The organism is endosymbiont DhMRE of Dentiscutata heterogama, assembly GCF_002888635.2.
GTDB lineage: Bacteria > Bacillota_I > Bacilli_A > Mycoplasmatales > CGIF01 > CGIF01.
The window spans coordinates 590,556-608,410 of the sequence record NZ_LN828718.1 but is presented as its reverse complement, the minus strand read 5'-3'; the positions used below and the strand labels follow the sequence as shown (position 1 = coordinate 608,410).

Here is a 17,855-nt window from a genome sequence, read left to right as displayed (position 1 = left end):
ATGACAGTTGCAAAAAAAAAAAAAAAAAAAAACATTAGTAATCATTAGCATTCTCCTTGGGGCGGTGGCCTTGATTGGCGGCAGTTTTTGGTTGGGAAAGATGTCTGCCAAAAGCCAATCGCCAACCTCCCAAAATAGTCAATCGCCCAGTGATAATTCTGAAATCCAGGTCTTAAAAACACAACTAAAAGAAGTCAAAAATCAACTAAATAATTTAACCGACGAGCCTCAGAAAAATCAATTAGAGGACAAAATAACGGCACTAGAAAATAAAGTAAAAAATCTGATTAACCCGGATAAATCAACTATCCAGCAATTAGAGCAGGAAATTAAAGAGATTAAGGAAAAAATTGGGGGTGATAAACCTGGTCATAATCTTCCGCCTACTGATAAGACTGAAATAAAACTAAAATATATGGGTAGTGCCATGGACGAGAATGGCGCATATAACTATCATTCTTTTAACACCTATACCAACACAAACCCAAAAATCTTTTTTATCAGCAAAAATCACCCACAAATTAAGAGACTATTGCAAGAAGGAGAATTGCAACGAAAAAGGTTTTTTATTATCCGTTATGGAAAAGTTGACGAAATTGAATTAGATTTTACCTTTACTTTTAACGAAAACAATTCAGAATTAGAGATTAGAGAGGTTTAAATATTTCTCTACGATTTATTTTTTTCATATTTTTAATATTTCAACCTTAATTTGTGCCTATTTGGATAGTGTTTTAAATAAATGAACACATAAAAAAGAACTAAATAAGCAAAAGCAATCAGATGACCGATATTACATCATTTAGGATGATTTAAAATCATTTTCATAAATCAATGAGGTTGATCGAAATTTATTTTTTCATGCGAAAGGAGAATAAATAATATCCAATGAACTATAAAAATAACAATCCAAAAAATTACATTAAAAATTCAAAGTTTTAAGATTTTTTTTCATATTCTCTCTTCAATTTTTCAATTTACATAACAGTTGTTGCATTGCTTTACTTGTTCGAAAGAACTAGTTTTATCAGAAAAGGAAAATAAACGAGAAAAAGAAAAACTTCTGCTTTGTTTTTTGGAAAGTTTACGAACTTTTTGATTACGATAAATATTACCCAAACATGTATAACATCGATCGATAGGTTCTTTCGCACAACTTCTACACAAAAATTGTGAGTTTTCAATCCTTATTTCCTCACCTTTTTTAATCTTTTCATAACATTTGTCACAAACCATAACTATTTCTTTTATATTATCCAAGCAAATTTTTGCTTTATTACTTTCTACAGATTACAAAGTATAATTTATTCTTATTACTCTATTTCAATGTCCTCAATCCTGGACCCATAGCAGTAGAAAGGGTTACATTTTTCAAAAATTCTCCTTTTCAACCGGCCGGTTTTAGTTCGGTTATTTTGCTATATACCACTTTATAATTTTCGGCCAATTGCTCGGAACTAAAATTACTACTGCCGATTACGGCCTGAATATTACCTCCACTATCGGTCTTTAGTTCGGTTTCTCCTTGTTGAAATTTAGTAACCTCTCCTAGTATATTCTCGGTTAGAGAACCATTTTTTTTGGTCGGATAAAGCCCTTTGGGACCGAGTAATTTTTGCAATGGTTTAATTGCTTCTTCTCCGGCCGAATGGATCAGTATTTTGTTAAAATTTCAACGAGATTTTTTTTGTTTCTCTACTTGTTGGCGAACTTCGGCGACAGTCAATAAATTGACTTCACTATTCCTTTGACATTCTGCCAAAATATCCTCAGGCAACCCCTCTTTAATTACCGCTATTTTTCTTTTCTGTTTAACCACATAAGGCAAAACTAATCTGGTTTTAAAGACATTTTTTTGCTTAACTCAATGGAGAGAAAAACTGACTTTGATATTTTTTAATTTTTCGGGATTATTAGTCCGCAAAAATTCGATTGCCTCTGGCAAATCATAATGTTTATTAACGATTTTTTCTTTGATTTCTCGATAACGACGGGAATGTTTCATGATATATTAAATTTTATTATTGGAGGAGCGGCGAAAAACGATACAAATCCGCCCCCATTTTTGCCCTTTTGACCGGATAAAGTTTTTTATTATAGTATTTTGTTTACAGTCCATACCCACCAAATGCCCTTAAAAGCATCACTGAATCATTGAGCGAGAAAATAAGTAGATTGTTACTATTAAAGAGGCTACAACTATTATTCAGAGAATAAATTTTACTCGCTTCATGCTACTCTATTTTGAATTAACTCGGTAGGCGGAGCAATGGGGACAAATATGATAAAGTATTTTTGTTTTTTGACAACCAGAACACTTGATTAAGGGTTGTTGAAGAGCCTTTTGTTGAAAACTTCAACTTTTCGGCCCGCGGCCTTTTTTAGTACGAGTAGAGGATTTTCTTCGAGCGGGAACTGCCATATTAACTATATTTTTTATATTTTATACATTTTAGTCTGAAACATAGACGGGATATTCTATCGGAGATTAAAACGGGATTTTTTAATTTAGAGACATGCACATTACAAAAAATACTATATAAAAACATGTCTTATTCCTATCAAGATTGCTGAAATTATGCCCTTTCTTTACGGGAAAATGTTAACCTTGCCGAAGTAAAAAATGATATAATTGCCCTTTGTCAAACTACGCCTGAGAAGTTTTGATCGGATTTTTCGAATAAATTGCTGTCTACTTCGGATTATTCACGGATTTGTCATAATTTAAGCCGACATTTAACAGAAAATTGTCCGGTTCCCTATTTAACTAACCAGGTCTCTTTCTACGGTCTGGATTTTTTGGTCGAAAAAGGGGTTTTCATTCCCCAACCAGATACCGAAATATTGGTGAAAAAAACCCTTGAATGAACGGATAAATATTGGAAAAGAACAGAAAAGTTAAAAGTTTTGGATATTGGCACGGGCTGCGGAAATATAGTTATTGCTTTAGCGAAAAATCGACCGGTGGGGAGGTTTCTGGCTGTGGATATCAATGAACAAGCCTTAAAGGTGGCGAAAATAAACGCCACTCGACAAAAAATAAAAAATATTCAATTCATCAAAAGCGATCTATTTAGCAATATAAACAAGAAAGAAAAATTTAATATTATTGTGGCTAATCCGCCTTATGTCAGTGCAAGTGAATATCAAAATCTGGCTCCGGCAGTCAAAGAACAACCCCAAGAAGCCTTAATAGCCGCCAACGGGGGTTATTTTTTCTATCAAAAAATTTTCCAGCAGGCCCGCCTGTTTTTAGCAAAAAAGTTTCTCTTAATGGTCGAAATTGGCTCTCACCAGACCGAAAAAGTTATAAAATTAATAATAGAGCATTTGTCCCCAGCCAAAGTTTCTATTTTCTATGATTATGGAAGCCGTCCGCGTATGCTAATGGTAATCAATACGTAAAAAGGTTTGGTAGCTCAGTCGGTTAGAGCGTCTGACTGAAGATCAGAAGGTCGGCAGTTCGATTCTGCCCTAAACCACCAGTAAAAATAATACAATAAAATTAAGATATATGGTAACAGTACGAAAGACAAAAGCATCATCAGCATCGATAGTAGGAAAAGCCAAATTGGCTGAAAGAGTTTATAACGGTAAGGGTCGAAGACTTTCATTAAGTAAATCACAAATTGAAGCCACGATTAGCGAAACATTGGAGGAAATCAAAAAAGCTCTTCTTAAAGGAGAGTCACTTCGTTTCCCGGGATATTTTTCTTTACAGACGGTATTACAGAAGCCTCGCGTGGCCATGAATCTCCAAACTAAGAAAAAAATGAGTATTCCGGCTAAAAGAGTTCCTAAAGCGAAGTTTTCGATTGAGTTAAAAAAAGAGATTAGTAAGAAGAAAGCAGATAAGGCTTTCGCCTAATAAAAAGATAATCACAAATAAGAGCGGAAAGGAAACTTGTCTGATAAGACTAAAGTAAAATTTCCGCTACTGCGAATATAGCTCAATGGTAGAGCCGTAGCCTTCCAAGCTATTGATGGGGGTTCGATTCCCCTTATTCGCTCCAACAGAATATTAAATTAAAGTAAATAAGTATATAAAATTATAAATATGAGTAAAGAATACAAAATAAAGTTTCATAAAAAAGGATTAAATTTAAAAGACGGCACTGATAAATATGAAGTACGCACAAAAGGTGGTGAAGGACAAACGGTGAAATTTGATGACAAGGCTAAGGATGGTGGAACAGCCGAAGGGCAAGTGGAATTAGAATTTAAAAAAGAGAGTGAAAGTAATTGAACGACATGGACAGTAGAAAAAGAAAATGTCAAATATGCAGAAACTACTTTTTTTAAAGGGGTAAAGATAACAAAAAAACAAATGGGGACTTTAGAATTGAAAGAGGAGTTACCACAAGTAGGTGTCGGTTTTTTCGCGTCAAAAAGATGACCATTTTGGACAATAGCGGGTGGTATTGTTGTCGGATTACTTCTACTTATCTGATGATGAATTGCTTCCAGACGCAAAGAAGACAAAGAGGAAGAAAGTTTATAAGACGAGGAGTAGCAATTACTCCTCTTTTTGACTATGTTCGTTAAATTAGTCAAGGAAGTAGATTTGGATACTTTTCTCCAAAAAAATCACGACAAATTGGTGTTAGTGAAATTTTCGACGGCTTGGTGTCCGCCCTGCCAGGTGCTACAAAAAAATATTGGGGAATTGTTGACAGAGTTGGAAAAAACAGCCGCACCAAAAAAAGAATTATTGGTGCTAGAAGTTGATGCGGAAAAATTCCCCCAGTTAGCCCAAAGAACACAATTTCGTGTCTCCTCCGTGCCAACTATTTTTCTTTTCCACCAAGGCAGAATGATTAAAAAGGGGTCAGGGAGTTTGAGCGTCCAACAATTACGAGAGTTTTTAGATGTTTAAGTAGGGCCCGTTGGTAAAGTGATTAATACGTCTCCCTTTCACGGAGAAGATCGCGGGTTTGAATCCCGCACGGGTCACCAGATTGGCGGTCAGTTATCAGTAATTTTTGTAGAGACACGGTGACGAATAGTAATTGTCTTTTGAAAGTGAAGAGGCGTAGTTCAATGGTAGAACATCGGCCTTCAGATCCGAGAATGTGGGTTCGATTCCTGTCGCCTCTGCCAGGTTTGTCGGCCCACATCGCGCAATTGGTAGACGCAGCGGGCTTAAGATCCGTCCAGTGTGGGTTCGACTCCCACTGTGGGCACCATTAGAGGTTCTGTGGTGGAGTGATTAACACGCCTCCCTGTCACGGAGGAGATCGCGAGTTTGATTCTCGTCAGAACCGCCATAAATTAAATTAATGATAAAAATCAAAGTTTTGGACAAAAATAATAAGGAATTATCTTTTCTTATTTTCAAAAAAGCCTCCTCTTTTGCTCTCCGAACTTACAGAAAAAATATGTATTTTCAGAAAAAGAAAAATAAATAGATAGGAATGTTATTATCTTATAAGATTAAAAGCAAATAAAATGCTTTGCCGTAGGTCAAAAGTAAACAGAATATTTTATCTGGTAAGAATAAAATATTTTGCTTGACTGACAAACTAATTTTAAGATATGAAAAAAATTAAAGGGTTTATTTATCAATATATTGACACAGCAGAAGGTAAAGTTGATTTCTACACTACTCCGAAATCGAATTTAGAACTGAAAATCTTGGATAACAACGACAAAGAAGTGAAAGAATATGACTATATTCTACCCACTGATAGCAAAGTAGTAATTATTTTGAAATTTCAATGAGAAAAAGCATTTGAGAAAGTCGAAGACAGCGAAATTAAATATCTTTTACCCAAATCAAATGCCTGAGAAATAAATAACGGAGCCATCCAAATAAAGAACGGGTCCTTGTTTAACCAAGAAATAAAAAAAATCCACAAAAAATTGTTGAAGGAAAATCAGCCATTTTCAATCGACGAAAAAAAATCTCTTCCTGATTCTGATAACATTCTCTATAATATAACCGAGACCGAAGGGAAAATTCAATTGAATTTTTACAAAAAAGGTGCCACTGCCACTTCTTCCAAGGTTTTGCTCGAGAACCAAATTAAGATTGAACCAAAATATTATGTGACCAGTGAAATTACTTTTTCCGAAGGAGGTGACTTAACGGAGGAAAAAAATAGTAAACCTAAATTAACTACAGGCTGAATTATTTTTATTACCATTTTAGCGGCGGCTCTGCTCTCAATAATTATTTTTCGAAAAAAGATTTTAAAATGAATAAGAGGTGAACGAGCCCAAGAAAAAAAAGTTAAAGAACAGTTAGATATCTTTTAAAGTTACAAATAATAATATAGTGTGAAAAATAGATGTATTATGTTAACCATAGTAAAGGCTATACGCCGAGAGGTCGGGCATCCTCTGACCTGCCTAATTAACATTTAATAACATTAGATTAAAAATAAATAAGAAATTCTAAAAGAACGAGTATTGTCGAGACTAATATTTTCAAAAAGATATGAAAAAGAAAATTCATTTACCACTTCATCAAATAATTATTACTTGCTCTTATTGTAATCAGCAGTATCAAACAGTTTCTACTGCTAACCAAAATATTTCGAGTAGTAGTTGTAGCAATTGTAACCCTTTTTACACCGGCACCTTGGCTAGCGAAATGAATGTCGGGGCCGTGGAAAAATATCGACAACGAGAACAAAAAATTAAGGCAAAGAGGGATATTAAGTAAAAATATCAATATGCTAAAAAAAGAAAAATCTACGGGGATATTTTCAAATATACGGAGGCACGAAAAGAAAATCTTTTATTTTTTGTTGTTTTCCCATGTTTATTGCCTAATTTCAGGTTGGTTTAATGGGGGGGATAAGATTAATTTTCCGGGTCAGTTTTTTTGACACTTTTTGGCCTGGTGGTGTACTTGAAACAGCATTTTAACCTTCGGTTTTATTTTCTGAAAATTGATAAAGCGACCCAAGAACAACACTTATTCTTACCAAATCTTTTCTCTGATAGTAACAATTAGCAATATAATGACTATGCTAATTTATGGTTTGGGCTTAATTATCTGATTAATTACCGGCTTGACTACTTATTGAGGAATTACGAGCCGAACAACCAAATTAGTCCCTATCCCAAGCCACGTAATAAATTATTCAGATCACCAGTTACTTAAAGTAATTCAATGGTGGCTCTATTCACCAATTTGACATTTTATTGCTCCAACCTACTTTTTGGTCTGATTTTTCCGCCACGAGCGAACAGACCTGCTGAAAAAGAGATTAAAATTAACGATTTTGCTTTGCTTCACCCAACCTGCTCTCTATTTTGCTTATTGCTACTTTCGCAGTAAATTGGGCGACAGAGAGTATTTTAAAAAATTTAATGCTCGGTGAACCTTACCTTTTTTAAGTTCCAGAAAAATGAGCGAAAAATTAGGTGTTGACAGCGATTACCGTTCCATTTGGAAAATTATTTTGGTTATCTTTTGGTTTAGTTTATTTAGTTTGCTAACTTATCTAATTTTGCGTTATCGGAAACAAATAAAGCATTATTTATCAAACAAAAAACGGGCCTTGGCAAGAAAAAAACGAGAAGTTTATGGCTCGAGATTTATTGGTAAGAAAAAGAACGACCGAGGGGGAGTTCTTGCCGGAGGTCAGAGAGAGAGAGAGAGACGATAAATGAATAATCGCTGCCTAATTGTTCGTTATGGGGAATTGTTTTTGAAGGGGAAAAACCGAAATGTTTTCATTCAAAAATTAATCGCTAATATTATTTTAACTTTTCAAAAAAATGATTTTTTTAATTTCAAGATTAAAAAACTTCACGACCAATTGATAATCACAAATCCCAACGACAATGAATTGCCAAAAATGGCCTCTTTTTTAAACCAAGTGTTTGGAATTAGTACTTTTTACCTAGCCTATCAACTAAAAAATGATTTAGAAGAAGTTTATAATTTTGCTGGGAGAATTAATGATTATTGCCAAATTAATTTTACTACTTTCAAGTTTGACATTAGAAGGAGTGATAAAACTTTTTCAAAAAATTCCTTGACCTTACAAAAAGAATTAGGGGCAATTGTGGTTAGAGATTGAGGCTTAAAAGTCGATTTAAAGCAACCGCAAAAAGTCTTTTATATTCGAATTTACCAGGATTTTATCATTTTTTTTACCGAAAAAATGAAAGGGTTGGGAGGTCTACCAGTTGGCGTTTCTGGACGGGTCTTGCTACTTTTAAGCGGGGGAATAGATTCTCCAGTGGCCGCTTACCAATTAATGAAAAGAGGCTTACAAGTTGACTATTGCCATTTTTACCATCAAAAGGAAGGCCAAAATAAAATCCTTGCACTAGGGGAAAAATTAAGTCCTTATAACAATTATGCTCGGGACGTTTATTTAATTGACGCCCAACCCCTTTTCACCGAAATTAGCCATATCAGAAAGCAGAGGATAATTTCAAGTTTGAAAATGCTGAACTTAACAGTAAAAAAGAGGAAAGAACCCGAAGACGAATATCACTTAAAATATCGCTTAATTATTTTAAAAAGGGCGTTCGTTCGTTTGGCATGCTCCCTGGCCCAGGAATTAAAAATTGGTGCTATTGCTACTGGCGATTCTTTAGCCCAAGTAGCCTCGCAAACCTTAGAAAGTTTGGCGGTCATTCACCAAGTTAGTTCATTAATCATCCTTTGTCCTTTACTTACTTGAGACAAAAAAGAAATAATTGCTACTGCTGAAGACATTGGAACTTATGAACTTTCTTTGCAAAAATACGAGGATTGTTGCTCCTTATTTGAGCCTAAAAATCCGATAACTAAACCCAAAAAGGAGGTGGTGGAGAAGTTGGAAAAAAAGATTTTTTTTTGGTCCGAAATTTTGGAGAGTGTTAGGAAAAAGATAAGAGAAAGTAAAATTTAAACGATAACCATGGGAATAGGAAAAAGAACCTTGACTTTATTTTTTTAATTTAAAAATTGTTATAAGTAAGTAATGCCTGGCATTTTTTGCCGCCTCTTAATCTTTCTAGCAATTCGTCGTTTTGTCTCAATACCCGCCAAAATTAATTTATATTCCTCTCAGTTTTCATGAAAAACTCCAAAAAAACCCTACAACAACTCCCATCCCAACAACTTTTGCAAGAAGTCCAAGAATTCATTGCTACTCGCCCTAATCACAAAAGCGAGAGAAAAAAATGAATCCATTACTGTTTATTTTTACTCTGTTGAAAAATTGGTTTGCGAGTCAGCGAAGCCATTAATTTCAATTTAGAATTGCGACATCCCGAACCCGAATATCAAGACTTATATTTGTTGCGGGGCAAAAGAAGGAAAGACCGATATGTTTATGTCTCGCCAGAAATAGCCGCTATCCTAAAAACCCATAATTGACAGCCAAACCAAACTAATCGTCGGGATTTTTGGGAGTTTTTGCGTCGGGCTCGTTATGATTTAAAAGTTAGCCCGCATACGGAATTAGCCCCTCATACTCTTCGTCGTTGCTTTGCCACCTATAATCTTCTAGCAGGCATGCCCCTCAATATTTTACAAAAAGTTTTGGGACACAGTCGGGTTTCTACCACCTCTCTCTATATTAAAGATAGCGATTTGGCTAATTTATTAAAGTTTAAACCCATTTAAAATAAATAAAAATCTATTCTCTTATGAAGTTATCAATGTCTAATTTTTAAAAGTAAAAGTTGACTAATCCCTTTTATTTTGTTATCTTTTTTTCTTAAAAGGAAAGCCTAATAAATGTAAAAAATAATTATTTTCCTCGCGAGAATTAGATTTAAAAACAACGGTAATTTGAACCCCTTGATTTTTGAAAGTTAAATTATAAGGAACTCTGAAAAAAATGTTTAAATCGTTTATTCCCAAGTTATAATTTCCATCTTGATCAAATTTTTCTTCAGAAAAGCCTTGAAAGTTAGTAATTTCAGGCGCTTCGAGTTTAATTAATCCAAAAAGAAAACTCCAAGCCCTTTTTTTTCTTAATGTTACTTTACAACCAATCGGCATCCCTTCTCGTAGTTTGAACCCGGTAATCGATTTACGAGCATAAGTAATAACCGGTTTTTGGCCGTACGCAATTAACATGAGAGCTTTTTCGGTACTTTCCAATGTTTTTTTGTCGTTGACCGCTTGACTGACACCACTATTAAGGACAATTTTTTCAATATCCGTAGTTTGCATAGGAGTAGTGTGCTGAAATTTTTCTCCTACCAACTTTTTGACCTCTTTTCTTTTGGTTTCTCACCAATCATTTACGATAAGCATATATTATTATAATTTTATGCATATAAGAGAAAGGAAAGGAGAAAAAACGTTTCGCGTTAAAAATATTAACTATATATGTCTAATAATTTGCAACTCTTTTTCCAAGATTTACAACAAAGAGGAATAGTGGCTAATGTGGCTAATTTAGATAATTTTTACCAACTGGAATTTGAACCAAAAAAAAAGGTGGTTTATTTAGGGATAGATTGCACGGGAGAAAGACTTCATATCGGACATTTATTTTTACTCATTCAAACTATTCGCTTTGCCAAAGAAGGTTTTCAAATTCTCCTGGTTTTAGGCGGAGCCACCAGTAAAATCGGCGACCCAAGCGATAAAAATGAAGAGCGACCGCTACTGGCGGTCGAAAAAGTTGAGAATTATCAGGCCAAAATAAAAGCACAAATAGAAAGAATATTAATTAAGCCCAAAAAAAGAGAAAAAAATGATCTCGCGCCTCTAGAACAATTTTACGCTGACAACCCAAAATTACTAAATGATATTTATCAAATATTAAATGTAAATCCGACCACCAACAAAGACCAACAATGAGAGGATTATTTGTGCTATATTTGACCTTTGAAAGAAAATAATCGCTTCCTAATTTTAAATAATAAGGATTGACTAGAAAAAATGAATTTTATTGATTTTTTGCGGCAAACCGGCAAATATTTGACTATTGCCTATTTATCCAGCAAAGAGACAGTTAAAAAAAGAATAAATACCGGACTTTCTTTTTTAGAATTTAGTTATCCGCTTATCCAAGCTTATGATTTTTATTATTTATACAAAAATTATAATTGTCACGGACAATTAGGAGGCAGCGACCAGTGAGGAAATTTGACCACTGGTTTAAAATTAATTAAGAGTTTTTCTCCGGAAAATAAGACTTTTGCTTTCAATTTTCCATTGTTGGCCGACTCCAGCGGCAAAAAAATTTCTAAAAGTGAAAGCGGCAAGCAGGCGTTATGGCTAGATAGCGAACACAAGGTGTTTTTCGATTTTTTTAGGAATATGCCCGACGAACAGGCCAAAATTTATATCAAACAATTTACTTTTTTGAGCGAGAGCCAAATTAACGAGTTAGCGAAATTGAATAAACCTCCTAGCCGCAGGATATTTCAGCGAATTTTATACGAATTCTTATTATTTATTAACAATTAAGAGTAGGATTTTTATTTCTGATCAGAAGCCTAATGGGGTTAGAATGATTGTGGAATAAACAAATTAGTAATAAATGCTTTTAAAATAAAATTAGTTATAGAGCGCTTATAGCCCAGTGGATAGAGTGCTTGTTTGCGGAGCAAGAGGTCGGAGGTTCGATTCCTCCTAAGCGCACCATTTTATTATGTAATGAATGAAAGAATAAAGAGGTTAAATAAAACAAAAATATATTATATGCCAACCTTAAACCTAACTAATATCACCATCAAAGAATTGAAAGACACGAATTTAAACACTTACTATTTGATTATTAATAATGACAACAAGGATGAAGTCTATTTCTGCTTTTCAGGAGCCGTCAAAAGTGGTTGAGAGGATTTAACTAATAATTACGAAAGTATTCGTGAAGTAGAAATTGAATTTGAGACTAATGAGCGAGGTAATAATAAAGTAACCAATCTGTATATAACAACATAATATATTATGACTTTTATTCTCAGATAATTACTTTAAAAATGAGTTTATTAACTAGCGGCTTAAAATTGCCGTTGAAAATAATAAGTTGGTTGATGGGTGGAAAGAGAAAAGTCGTTCCAAATGTTTTTTCTAAAAGAAAACCGCCCAAAACCGATTTAGAGAAAAAACAGTTAGAACATGTATGAAATTTTGACCCCTCACGCGTAAAAAGTCGTAGTTGACAACAGCGAGTAGGAAAAAAAATGCCTCCCCACCAAAAAAAACGTTATAAAAGTAAACAAAAGAACAAAAGCAAAAAAAGTATTTAATTGCTTAAATATTATTATATATAAAGATACAATGCAGAATAATAAAAATGATAAGGAGTAAAAACAATGACAAAACAACCAATTAGCCCAAATCCAAATAAATTCTAACCACCGAAGTAATTAAAAGTTTAAAATAGAATTAAAAGGTCATGTCAAGTAAAAATAACGTAATTGAAGAAATTCAAGAATTAATCCAAAAAATTAAAAATGAATATCAGGAGGGGGTTGATTTTGAAATTCCTTATTATTCAGAAAAACATAAAACGGGGGCGATAAGTCATCTTTCACCACGTTTAAAAAGTTTTTTGCGAAAGAAGTTTGATTTTCCGTCGGGTGTCAACGACTATTTAGATTATAGCAAAACTAATTCTGCTAATAATTATTATTATCGACTTGATGGCGAACATGGCAAGGGAGAGCATGAAGGTTTATATTGACGTCTTACTAATAGAGGGTTAGAACATGAGAAACCGAAAAAGTGTAAGAATTGTGGAGAAATGACTTTTGAGGAAAATGGTCGAATGTTGTTATGAAATGAAAAAACAATTGGCAAAGAATTTGGTCAAGATTCAAAAGTTATCGCTTACTTCCACCCCGAATGTGCCAAAAAATATTTTGCGGGTAAAGAACCGTCAAACGAAAATAATGTTCGGATAAAAGAAAAATTACTTCGTAATTTGGATAAATTATGTTTAGACCCAGACGGTTATTTGGCGAATAACGAATATTTAAAAACAGATGAAGCGGAGGAAGAATACCAAAAGACATTTAACTTGCCGTATCAAAGGGAATGAAAAAACCGCTATCTAAAAATAACCATTGAAGGTGAGGAAATAGACTTATATGATTTTGATAATGCTAGCAGCGAATATTATGAGGTAAAAAGAGAATTGGTTAAGAAAATAAAGCAAGAAATAGAGCAAAATCCTTCCGAGTGGAAAATTGAGCGGGGGAAAAATGAGAATTATGCTGACAAAAACCTAAATCAACTGGTTAAACATCAGCCATCCGGTCGGAGGTATTGAAAATTGGCGATTAATCATTATTGAGGCGGCGGAAAAAATGAAATAGTAAAATATTGAGCCGAAATTGAAGCCTTAATAAATGGTTCTCCTTTGCCAGTTGATAACAATAAAAAAATGAACGACCACGAACAAGAATGATTAAAAAATATTTTTCAAAAATACCATATTGCGAAAATTACCTTTGAAAATGACACTTTATCCATTGACTACAACCAAGAAATTAATTCTGTCGAACAAGCCAAAATAAACGATAAGTTATTCCAAAAAATAAGAGAATATTTTCAAGCCCATAACCAAAAAGAAATAACCAGAGAAAGTTTAAATATTAACTCTGATAATACTGCTAATTCTGATAACAGAAATAAATATCTCTGACTATTTGGAGGCATTGGGGCGGGAGTAGTAATTGCTCTAGGACTGGTTTTTTATTTTCGCTCTAAAAAGAGAAAAAATAACCAATGGACTTAATTAACAGTTGAATTTTAAATGAACTAACTCTTTGTCAAAAGAATTATTTTTACCATTTAAAAAGAAAAGAAATCAATTTCGCCACCGCACAACTTATTAAATTTGCGCGAGAAAAATTAAGTAATGAATATTTGGAATTAAGCAAAATTGCTCCTTGGGATACTGATACTAAAAATACCACACTTTTTGTTTATCAGCAATTATTAATTATGCTTCATCCAGCTACTCCTTTCATTACCGAGCATATTTACCAAGAATTAACCCACCAAAAAATATTACAAGCCGAAATTGAAATTATTGATATAAAAGAACAAAAGCAAGAACTCTGACAAATTGATTGTTTACTGCTTCTAGTAAGTAGTATTCGTAATTTTCACCAAAAAAGTAATATTGATAAATTTTATTTAGAACTGACTCCTGAATGAAAAAATAAATTGAATAATGCTTTCGATTTTAACCGATATTTAGAGCCATTAACCAAGAGTAAAATTTTCATTTTAGAAAAGGAAAGAGTTTGTTCTGAACTTTCTCAAAAAGAGAAAAAAACCGAGTTCAGTTCTTTTCTGGATTTGCCACCTTTCGGCGTTCTGTGATATCATGAAAAAATTAACCAAAAAGAGTTAGAAAAACAATTAAAATTCTATGAAGCCGAATGCCAAAGGAGCCAAGGCATATTAAACAATAAAAATTTTCAAAAAAAAGCACCCTTGCAATTAATAGAAGAAGAGAAAAAAAAATTGATTTACTATCAAAAGCAAAAGAAAAAAATCCAAGCCAAGTTGAAAAGTTCTTTGAATAATACAAAAATATAAAAAGACAATGTGGGTTGTGTCAAATCTTTTATTTTTTAGGGAAACCGGCCTCTTTTAATTTTTGTCTTTCCTCAGAAATTGAGAAAATGAAGTCTTTTTCTCTCAATTCTATGTATGTTTCTAAATTGTTAATCCTCTCCTCTTTAATTTTTTTTACCAAGGCCCGCGTAAAGGCAATGACAAAAACGCCAGAATCGCTATCATTAGTCTGTTTAGCATTATCAGGGCTTTCAGTTGCGGTCCAACTAGTCTTTCCTAATTTTTTTTCTCACTGCTCGGCTAATTTATTTTGGCTAACTCCTTTTCTATAAAAACTCCATTCAAAGGAATTTGAGGGGGTCGTAAAGGTCAAAAGAAATTCTTTTTTCTCCTTCGGGGTCGTCTAATGGACGCCAGAAGCGAAATAACATTAAAGTCCAATGATTTTGGATTTTTCGGCCGGTGGCCAGAACCTCTGAATTGTTTACCGGAAAGAAAACTATTTTCGCCTTTTTCAAATTCTCGCTAATTTCACCGCCCCCTTGGATAGCGCGAACTTCACTAGGGCTGGCTAATTGAACCTCTGGGTAGTCGGTGATTTCTTTCCTAATTTCTTGGTAGGCATGCTCAATTTCCTCCTCACCCAATCATCAATTTTCAGCATCCACCGGTGGTTTTGGGACGGGATTTTCTGTTGAACCATCGTTATTTGATGGCTTAGGCGGATTTTGTTGCGGTTTGTTTTCTGAATTTCCTCTGTCCTTTTTGCCATTCTCTATTTTTCAATTAACAAATAAAACGGCCACAAGTATTAATGCTATTAAAATGACCCAAAAAAGTATTTTTCTTAAAAATTTTGACATAATTTTTAATTAATAACAAAATTAATTAATTTATTCTTTATGAAAATTGCTTTGGTGATTGTTTGTTTCACTAACAGTTTACTTATAACGGAGTCTTTTTTGGCTAATTCCTCCACTTTTTTCTGATCGAGGTCTTTTGGGGCTGAAATCACGACCTTTTTTTGTCCGTTAATTTGGACTACAATCTTTACTTGTTGGGGGGTAGTTATTGACAATTTTTCAAGGTGCGGTCAAGGACTTTTACTGATAGATTTTTTTTCAAAATAACTTCACATTTCCTCGGCAATATGAGGGGCGATAGGGTTTAATAATTTAAGAAAATCCAAAAAACATTCAGTAGGCATGAACTTTGTCTCGGCTTGATAACATTTGTTAATAAATTCCATGAGTGAAGCAACTACTAAATTCAATTTAATATTTTCATAACAAATGTTTACTTTTACAACCATTTCGTAATGAGCGGTTTCTATCTCCTGATTGCGAACGTCGGTGAGAACGGCTTCGCGGTAGTCAACAAAAAAGTTGTAAACGCGGTCTAGCCATTTTTTCATGGCTCGCACACCGTCAGTATTAAAGTTAGCGGTTTGATCGATAGGACCAACAAAAACCTCGTAAAGACGCAAAGCGTCGGCTCCATATTTTTCCACCAACTCATTGGGGTTAATAACGTTGCCTCGCGATTTTGACATTTTTTCGCCATCGGCTCCTAAAATCATGCCTTGGCAAATTAATTTTTGAAAAGGTTCGGATTGGGAAACCACACCAATTTTGTGTAATATTTTATGCCAAAAACGAGCATATAACAAGTGTAAATTTGCGTGTTCTTGTCCTCCAATATAAATATCTACTGGCAACCAGTTTTTTAAAATTTCTTGGGCTTCTAGGCTATTCAGCGGCAAGTAGGAGTCATTTTTCCGCAACAAAAACGCAATATAATATCAACAAGAGCCCGCTCACTGGGGCATGACATTCACGTCTCTTTTTCCCTTTAGACCATTTTTATTTTCAAAATTTACTCAATTTTCCGCTTTTTGGAGAGGAGAATAATAGCGAGAATCAGGAGTGAAATCAGTTAGAGGAGGGAGAATTAAGGGCAAATTTTTTTCGGACAAAAGTTCTTTTTGATTGTTTTCTCAATGAATAACCGGAATAGGTTCGCCTCAATAGCGCTGACGAGAAAAAATTCAGTCTTTTAGGTGATAAGTTTCGGTTCTTTTACCAACTTGTTTTTTTTCTAATTTTTGGTTAATGATTTCCATAAGTTCTTCTTTTCTTCCGTTTGAATTTGAAAAAAAACCAGAAATATCGAGATTATCACCATATTGGCTATATTTGTCGTAGAAAATCCTACTGTGTGAAAAGCCAACACCTTTTATTGATAATTGATATTTTTGAGCAAAAGCAAAATCTACTTCTTTGTTTTGCTTCATTTCTTGTTCTGAAATCTCTTTGGCAAGAGGAGAAGTTTTTTTTAAGGTAGAATATATTTCTTCTACTAGAAAAAAGGGGGCAATCATGACTGCTCCGGTGCCATAATCACTAATGACAAAATTGGCTATTCAAATTGGTATTTTTTCATTATTTAGAGGATTTAAACAATAATTTCCGGTAAACTCTCCACATATTTCTTTGCTTTCTTTTTTGTCTTTTCAATATTCGCAAAAACCAGCAACTTTTTTTTGATATTCAGACAAAGTAATTTCCGAAATTAAAGGGTGATTAATTGACAAAGTGATTGCTACCACTCCATAAATAGTATCGGGGCGGGTAGTAAAAACAGGAATAATCAATTTTTTTTCGGTTAGCGAAAAATTAATAATCGTTCCTCTCGATAAACCGATCCAATTTCTTTGTAAACTTTTAATACTGTTGGGTCAATCTAATTTTTCTAAATCCTCTAATAATTGCGGAGCATATTGAGTAATTTTCAAAACTCATTGGGATATTTTTTTTTCTACGACCGGAAAATTTCCTCGTTCTGAAACCTTTTTGCCGTCAACATTTTTGATTTCCTCATTCGCCAGGACAGTCCCTAATTTTTCGCATCAATAAACGGGGATTTCTTTATATTCGGCTAATTCTTGCCGGTATATTTGGCAAAAAATCCATTGCGTCCAGTGATAATAAGCGGGCTCGCTAGTATTTATTTCCTTATCCCAATCATAAGAAAAACCCATTCTTAACAATTGCCTCTTAAAATTATCAATATTTTTTTGGGTGAAAGTGGCGGGGTGATTATTAGTTTGTATCGCGTACTGCTCGGCTGGTAAGCCAAAGGCGTCTCAACCAATCGGCATCAGAACCTCGTAGCCTTTCATTCGATAAAAACGGGCTAAAGCGTCCGTAATAGTATAATTGCGAATATGCCCGACATGTAAACCGCTACCTGATGGATAAGGAAACATAGCCAAAATGTATTTTTTTGGTTTCGATTTATCGGTTAAATTAGTGAAAAAAATTTGATTTTTCTCTCAATAATTTTGTCATTTTTTTTCTATTTCCTGGTGTGAATAGCCCATATTAAAAAGATTTTAGCCCACGAC

At 33.9% G+C, this 17,855-nt stretch carries 22 protein-coding genes and 7 tRNA genes; 23 read left to right on the top strand and 6 right to left on the bottom strand.

The window, feature by feature from the left end:
• Positions 1-7: 7 nt before the first annotated feature.
• Positions 8-661 carry a hypothetical protein gene (locus DHMRE_RS03800; RefSeq protein WP_322632371.1) on the top strand — a complete coding sequence of 218 codons (654 nt, stop codon included), beginning with the start codon at positions 8-10 and terminating at the stop codon, positions 659-661.
• 657 nt (positions 662-1,318) lie between these two features.
• On the opposite strand, the gene DHMRE_RS03795 is transcribed toward DHMRE_RS03800, so the two are convergent.
• Together DHMRE_RS03795 and rpmF are read right to left on the bottom strand one after the other, a co-directional pair.
• Positions 1,319-2,005, bottom strand: coding sequence for a hypothetical protein (locus DHMRE_RS03795; RefSeq protein ID WP_322632370.1), 687 nt, complete (start codon positions 2,003-2,005; stop codon positions 1,319-1,321).
• Positions 2,006-2,239: 234 nt separating this feature from the next.
• Complete coding sequence (rpmF, locus tag DHMRE_RS03790) at positions 2,240-2,422, bottom strand: 50S ribosomal protein L32 (RefSeq protein WP_322632369.1); 183 nt, start codon at positions 2,420-2,422, stop codon at positions 2,240-2,242.
• Between the two features lie 125 nt (positions 2,423-2,547).
• On the opposite strand from rpmF, the gene prmC reads away from it, so the two are divergent.
• From prmC to DHMRE_RS03710, 16 genes are all read left to right on the top strand, one after another.
• The gene (prmC, locus tag DHMRE_RS03785) at positions 2,548-3,405 is read left to right on the top strand and encodes a peptide chain release factor N(5)-glutamine methyltransferase (RefSeq protein WP_322632368.1); all 858 of its coding nucleotides are present in this window, start codon (positions 2,548-2,550) and stop codon (positions 3,403-3,405) included.
• Between the two features lie 3 nt (positions 3,406-3,408).
• A tRNA-Phe gene (locus tag DHMRE_RS03780) sits at positions 3,409-3,485 on the top strand.
• A 29-nt stretch (positions 3,486-3,514) separates the two neighbouring features.
• Positions 3,515-3,868: an HU family DNA-binding protein gene (locus DHMRE_RS03775; protein WP_322632367.1), complete on the top strand. Its 354-nt coding sequence runs from the start codon at positions 3,515-3,517 to the stop codon at positions 3,866-3,868.
• Between the two features lie 71 nt (positions 3,869-3,939).
• Positions 3,940-4,013, top strand: a tRNA-Gly gene (locus DHMRE_RS03770).
• Positions 4,014-4,057: 44 nt separating this feature from the next.
• Positions 4,058-4,501, top strand: a complete 444-nt coding sequence (locus tag DHMRE_RS03765; RefSeq protein WP_322632366.1) for a hypothetical protein — start codon at positions 4,058-4,060, stop codon at positions 4,499-4,501.
• Between the two features lie 33 nt (positions 4,502-4,534).
• On the top strand, positions 4,535-4,876 hold the full coding sequence (locus DHMRE_RS03760; RefSeq protein ID WP_322632365.1) for a thioredoxin family protein: 342 nt from the start codon (positions 4,535-4,537) through the stop codon (positions 4,874-4,876).
• A 4-nt stretch (positions 4,877-4,880) separates the two neighbouring features.
• Positions 4,881-4,956: transfer RNA gene (locus tag DHMRE_RS03755), tRNA-Glu, on the top strand.
• 70 nt (positions 4,957-5,026) lie between these two features.
• Positions 5,027-5,100 (top strand) — tRNA-Trp (locus DHMRE_RS03750).
• Positions 5,101-5,109: 9 nt separating this feature from the next.
• A tRNA-Leu gene (locus DHMRE_RS03745) sits at positions 5,110-5,186 on the top strand.
• Between the two features lie 5 nt (positions 5,187-5,191).
• Positions 5,192-5,267 (top strand) — tRNA-Asp (locus DHMRE_RS03740).
• A gap of 12 nt (positions 5,268-5,279) precedes the next feature.
• Complete coding sequence (locus DHMRE_RS03735) at positions 5,280-5,408, top strand: hypothetical protein (protein ID WP_322632364.1); 129 nt, start codon at positions 5,280-5,282, stop codon at positions 5,406-5,408.
• A gap of 127 nt (positions 5,409-5,535) precedes the next feature.
• Positions 5,536-6,258, top strand: a complete 723-nt coding sequence (locus DHMRE_RS03730; protein WP_322632363.1) for a hypothetical protein — start codon at positions 5,536-5,538, stop codon at positions 6,256-6,258.
• A 181-nt stretch (positions 6,259-6,439) separates the two neighbouring features.
• The gene (rpmE, locus tag DHMRE_RS03725) at positions 6,440-6,667 is read left to right on the top strand and encodes a 50S ribosomal protein L31 (protein ID WP_322632362.1); all 228 of its coding nucleotides are present in this window, start codon (positions 6,440-6,442) and stop codon (positions 6,665-6,667) included.
• Between the two features lie 301 nt (positions 6,668-6,968).
• Positions 6,969-7,619 (top strand): hypothetical protein, encoded by a 651-nt coding sequence (locus tag DHMRE_RS03720; protein ID WP_322632361.1) that lies wholly within the window; start codon positions 6,969-6,971, stop codon positions 7,617-7,619.
• A complete protein-coding gene (gene thiI / locus DHMRE_RS03715) occupies positions 7,620-8,858 on the top strand; it encodes a tRNA uracil 4-sulfurtransferase ThiI (RefSeq protein WP_322632360.1) in 1,239 nt (412 codons plus the stop codon).
• A 167-nt stretch (positions 8,859-9,025) separates the two neighbouring features.
• Entirely contained in the window at positions 9,026-9,577 is a 552-nt protein-coding gene (locus tag DHMRE_RS03710) for a tyrosine-type recombinase/integrase (protein WP_322632359.1), read from the top strand.
• Between the two features lie 81 nt (positions 9,578-9,658).
• Here DHMRE_RS03710 and rpl5 read toward each other — a convergent pair whose 3' ends face one another.
• Positions 9,659-10,216 (bottom strand): large ribosomal subunit protein uL5, encoded by a 558-nt coding sequence (gene rpl5 / locus DHMRE_RS03705; protein ID WP_322632358.1) that lies wholly within the window; start codon positions 10,214-10,216, stop codon positions 9,659-9,661.
• A 75-nt stretch (positions 10,217-10,291) separates the two neighbouring features.
• Between rpl5 and tyrS the strand changes: the two genes are divergently transcribed.
• The 6 genes from tyrS (at position 10,292) to DHMRE_RS03675 (ending at position 14,470) form a co-directional block, all read left to right on the top strand.
• A complete protein-coding gene (gene tyrS, locus DHMRE_RS03700; RefSeq protein WP_322632357.1) occupies positions 10,292-11,380 on the top strand; it encodes a tyrosine--tRNA ligase in 1,089 nt (362 codons plus the stop codon).
• 101 nt (positions 11,381-11,481) lie between these two features.
• Positions 11,482-11,557 (top strand) — tRNA-Arg (locus DHMRE_RS03695).
• 57 nt (positions 11,558-11,614) lie between these two features.
• Positions 11,615-11,857, top strand: a complete 243-nt coding sequence (locus tag DHMRE_RS03690) for a hypothetical protein (protein WP_322632356.1) — start codon at positions 11,615-11,617, stop codon at positions 11,855-11,857.
• Positions 11,858-11,895: 38 nt separating this feature from the next.
• Positions 11,896-12,165, top strand: coding sequence for a hypothetical protein (locus DHMRE_RS03685; protein ID WP_322632355.1), 270 nt, complete (start codon positions 11,896-11,898; stop codon positions 12,163-12,165).
• Positions 12,166-12,314: 149 nt separating this feature from the next.
• Positions 12,315-13,658, top strand: a complete 1,344-nt coding sequence (locus DHMRE_RS03680; RefSeq protein WP_322632354.1) for a hypothetical protein — start codon at positions 12,315-12,317, stop codon at positions 13,656-13,658.
• Entirely contained in the window at positions 13,649-14,470 is an 822-nt protein-coding gene (locus tag DHMRE_RS03675; protein WP_322632353.1) for a class I tRNA ligase family protein, read from the top strand. Before DHMRE_RS03680 ends, DHMRE_RS03675 begins: the two co-directional genes overlap by 10 nt.
• A 28-nt stretch (positions 14,471-14,498) precedes the next feature.
• On the opposite strand, the gene DHMRE_RS03670 is transcribed toward DHMRE_RS03675, so the two are convergent.
• From DHMRE_RS03670 to leuS, 3 genes are read right to left on the bottom strand one after another with little or no spacing between them, the layout of a single operon-like run.
• Positions 14,499-14,822 (bottom strand): Ulp1 family isopeptidase, encoded by a 324-nt coding sequence (locus DHMRE_RS03670; RefSeq protein ID WP_322632352.1) that lies wholly within the window; start codon positions 14,820-14,822, stop codon positions 14,499-14,501.
• The gene (locus tag DHMRE_RS03665; RefSeq protein WP_322632351.1) at positions 14,776-15,312 is read right to left on the bottom strand and encodes a hypothetical protein; all 537 of its coding nucleotides are present in this window, start codon (positions 15,310-15,312) and stop codon (positions 14,776-14,778) included. The genes DHMRE_RS03670 and DHMRE_RS03665 overlap by 47 nt, the downstream gene beginning before the upstream one ends.
• A 5-nt stretch (positions 15,313-15,317) precedes the next feature.
• Positions 15,318-17,831, bottom strand: coding sequence for a leucine--tRNA ligase (leuS, locus tag DHMRE_RS03660; RefSeq protein WP_322632350.1), 2,514 nt, complete (start codon positions 17,829-17,831; stop codon positions 15,318-15,320).
• Positions 17,832-17,855 lie beyond the last annotated feature (24 nt).